Source organism: Immundisolibacter sp., assembly GCF_028696615.1.
Lineage (GTDB): Bacteria > Pseudomonadota > Gammaproteobacteria > Immundisolibacterales > Immundisolibacteraceae > Immundisolibacter.
The window spans coordinates 1-3,719 of record NZ_JAQVGQ010000236.1; the positions used below are offsets into that span (position 1 = coordinate 1).

Sequence of the window (3,719 nt, forward strand, 5' to 3'; positions counted from 1 at the left end):
GCAGCTCGCCTTCCACCGCCGCTCGCGCGGCGGCATCGACCAGCGGCACCACCACCGTGCACGGCCGGCCGTTGGCGCGCAGCCACTGCGCGGTGTCGAGAAACAGACCCGTCAGGCGCCGGTACTCGCTGGCGCGGCTGCCCGGCAGCAGCGCCAGCACCGGCGTGTCGGCGGGCAGACCGAGTTCGGCCCGCACCGCCGCGCGCTGCGCCGGCGTGACCGGCTCCAGGCGCGCGCTGAGCGGATGGCCGACCACGCTCACCGGCACGCCGTGGCGCTGGTAGAACGCGGCCTCGAACGGGAACAGCGTGAGCATGCGATCGACGGCGGCGGCGATGCGCCGGATGCGGCCCTCGCGCCAGGCCCACACCGACGGACTCACGTAATGCACGGTGCGGATGCCGGCGCGGCGCAAACGCGCCTCGATGGGCAGGTTGAAGTCCGGCGCGTCGATGCCGACCAACACGTCAGGTGGATCGGCCAGCAGCTGGCGCAGCAGGCCGCGGCGGATGCGCAGCAGGCGCGGCAGGTGCCTTAGCACCTCGAACAGGCCCATCACCGCCAGTTCCTCGGCCGCGTACAGCGCCCGGCAGCCGGCCGCGCGCATGGCGGGCCCCGCGATGCCGACGCACTCGAGCTCGGGCACGCGCCGGCGCAGCGCCTCGATCAGCGCCGCGCCGAGCGCATCGCCGGACGGCTCGCCGGCGATCAACCCGACGCGCAGGCGGCGCGCCACGGCCGCCTACCGGATGATGCCGCGCTGCGAGCGGCGCACGAAGGCGGCCATGTGCGCCACGTGCGGGCAGTCGCTTTCGCCATCCAGCACCGCCAGCGCCTCTTTCAGGCGCAGGCCGCAGCGGTACAGCGTCTTGTAGGCGTTGCGGATGGCGGCCATGTCGTCGGCCGAGAAGCCGCGCCGGCGCAGGCCTTCGGTGTTGATGCCGCGCGGGCGGGCGGAGTTGCCGTCGGCCATGACGAACGGCGGCACGTCCTTGAGTACCAGCGCGGTGGCGCCAAGGAAACTGTGTGCGCCGAGCGAGCAGAACTGGTGCACCAGCGCAAAGCCGCCGAGGATGACGTGGTCCTCCACCGTGACGTGCCCGGCCAGCGAGGCCGAGTTGGCGAAGATGGTGTGGTTGCCGACGATGCAGTCGTGCGCGATGTGCACGCCCGCCATCAGCCAGTTGTCGTCGCCCAGGCGCGTCAGCCCGCCGCCGCCGGCGGTGCCCACGTTGATGGTGCAGAACTCGCGGATGGTGTTGCCGTCGCCGATTTCGAGCCGCGTGTCCTCGCCCGCGTGGTACTTCTTGTCCTGCGGGATCTCGCCGATGGAGGCGAACTGGAAGATGCGGTTGTTGCGCCCGATGCGCGTGTTGCCGGTGATCACCGCGTGCGGGCCGATCACGCTGCCGGCGCCGATCTGCACCCGCGGGCCGATGACGGCGTAGGGGCCGACTTCGACGTCCGGCGCGAGCCGGGCGTCGGGATGGACGCGCGCGGTCGGGTCGATCATTTGACCGCCTTGAGCGTGCACATGATCTCGGCCGACGCCGCCTCGCGGCCGTCCACCCTGGCGCTGGCGGAGAACATCCACATGCCGCGCACGGCGCGCTTGAGCGCGACCTCAATCAGCAGTTGGTCGCCCGGCTGCACCGCCTGGCGAAAGCGCGCCTTGTCGATGCCGACGAACAAATACACGTTGTCGTCCGCCGCACTAGTGCCGGTGCTGCGAAAGCCGAGCACGGCGCTGGCCTGCGCCATCGCCTCCAGGATCAGCACGCCGGGCATGATCGGGTAGTTCGGGAAATGGCCTTGGAAGAACGGCTCGCTGACGGTGACGTTCTTGATCGCCGTGAGCCGCTCGCCGAGCTTCAGCTCCACCACCCGGTCCAGCAGCAGGAACGGGTAGCGGTGCGGCAGCAGGCGCATGATGTCGGTGGCGGTCAGGGTTTCCGGGTCAGTCATCAGGATCGTCCTTGGGCGAGCGCTCCAGGCGCTGCAGGCGCCGCGCCAGCTCGTCGAGTTGATGAAAACGGCCGATGTTGCGCCGCCAGCGGCGTGCCTCCTCGGCCGGGATGCCCGAGTACACGCCCGGGCGGGTGATCGACTGCGCCACCATCGACATGCCGGTGATGGTGACGCCATCGCAGATGTCCAGATGCCCCACGAAACCCACGCCGCCGCCGATCACGCAGTGCCGGCCGATCACCGTGCTGCCGGAGATGCCGACGCAGGCGGCGATCGCCGTGTGATCGCCGATGCGCACGCCGTGGGCCACCTGGATGAGGTTGTCGAGCTTGACGCCGTTGCCGATCACCGTGTCGTCGAGTGCGCCGCGGTCGATGGTGGTGTTGGCGCCGATCTCGACATCGTCGCCCACCACCACGCGCCCGAGCTGCGGCACTTTCACCCACACGCCGCGGTCGTTGGCGAGCCCGAAGCCGTCGGCGCCCAGCACCGCGCCCGGGTGGATCAGGCAGCGGGCGCCGAGGCGGGTGCCGGCCAGCAGGGTCACGCGCGGCGAAAGACGCGAGTCGTCGCCGATGACGACGTCCTCGCCGACATAACTGCCGGCGCCGATCACCACCCGTGCGCCGAGTCGGGCGCCGGCCTCGATCACCGCGCCGGCCTCGATGCGCACGCCCTCGCCGAGCCGGGCCTGTGCATGCACGCTGGCCTGCGGGTGGATGCCGGGTGCCGGTGGCGGCGCCGGGTGCAGGACGGCTGCGGCGCGGGCGAACGTCAGATACGGGTTGTCCGACAGCAACACCGCGCCCGGGAACAGCTCGCGGTCGGCCGGTGCCAGCACCACCGCGCCGGCCGCACTGCCGCTCAGCTGGCCACGGTAGCGGCGGTTGGCGAAAAAGCTCAGCTGCCGCGGCCCGGCCTTGGCCAGGGTGGCGACGCCGTCCAGCTCGCGCGCGCCGTCGCCCTCGAAAGCCACGCAGAGGCGCGCAGCCAGCTCACGCAAGCGCATGCCGGACCGCGATCGCCTTACTTGGCGGCCGGATTCTTCAGCAGCGCCAGCACCTGCTCGGTGACGTTCAGCGCGTCGCTGGCGTAGATGACGCCCTCATAAAGGATGAGGTCGTAGTTGTTGGCCTTGGCGAATTTCTCGACCGCTGCCAGCAGCTGTTCGCGCAGTTTGCCGACCTCTTCGGACTGGCGGATGCGCAGGTCGTCCTGGAACTCGTCCTGCGCGTGCTTGAGCTCGCGCCGGCCGTCGATGATTTCCTTTTCTTTGGCCTTGCGCTGGTCTTCGCTCAGCATCAGGCCGTTTTTGGACAAGTCCTGTTCCATCTGCTCGAGGCGCTTGGCGCGCGTTTCGAGCTGCTGGCGGCGTGGCGTGAACTCGTCACGCAGCTTTTTCTGCACGCTTTCGGCCTGCGGCGAGGCCTGCAGCAGGGCCGAGGCGTTGACGTAGCCGATTTTCAGGTCTGCCGCCAGCGCTGGGCCAAGCAGCAGGCAGCCGATCAGGCCAAGCATCCATCCGCGCATGCGCATCATCGTGAAGCTACTCCGTGTCGAGAGTGAACAAAAACCTGTCCAGGGCAAGCGGCCCCGGTATGCATCGCCGGCCTGCGGCGTCGATTCATGGAAGGCAGCGCGGGCGCGCCCCGTGCCGCCTCGAACTGGAAAATTCCAAGCCGGAACGTGTTCGACATTTCCCTAAAAACCGGCGCCCAGGCTGAACTGGAACATCTGCGTCTCGTCGTTCG

At 69.8% G+C, this 3,719-nt stretch carries 5 protein-coding genes; all 5 read right to left on the reverse strand.

The window, feature by feature from the left end:
- Positions 1-736: lipid-A-disaccharide synthase (gene lpxB, locus PHC73_RS12330; RefSeq protein ID WP_300128705.1), on the reverse strand; the 736-nt coding region annotated here is incomplete at its 3' end.
- A gap of 6 nt (positions 737-742) precedes the next feature.
- Complete coding sequence (gene lpxA / locus PHC73_RS12335) at positions 743-1,513, reverse strand: acyl-ACP--UDP-N-acetylglucosamine O-acyltransferase (protein WP_300128707.1); 771 nt, start codon at positions 1,511-1,513, stop codon at positions 743-745.
- Positions 1,510-1,965, reverse strand: a complete 456-nt coding sequence (fabZ, locus tag PHC73_RS12340; RefSeq protein WP_300128710.1) for a 3-hydroxyacyl-ACP dehydratase FabZ — start codon at positions 1,963-1,965, stop codon at positions 1,510-1,512. The genes lpxA and fabZ overlap by 4 nt, the downstream gene beginning before the upstream one ends.
- A complete protein-coding gene (lpxD, locus tag PHC73_RS12345; RefSeq protein WP_300128713.1) occupies positions 1,958-2,977 on the reverse strand; it encodes a UDP-3-O-(3-hydroxymyristoyl)glucosamine N-acyltransferase in 1,020 nt (339 codons plus the stop codon). The genes fabZ and lpxD overlap by 8 nt, the downstream gene beginning before the upstream one ends.
- 17 nt (positions 2,978-2,994) lie before the next feature.
- A complete protein-coding gene (locus PHC73_RS12350) occupies positions 2,995-3,498 on the reverse strand; it encodes an OmpH family outer membrane protein (RefSeq protein ID WP_300128716.1) in 504 nt (167 codons plus the stop codon).
- Between the last annotated feature and the right edge of the window lie 221 nt (positions 3,499-3,719).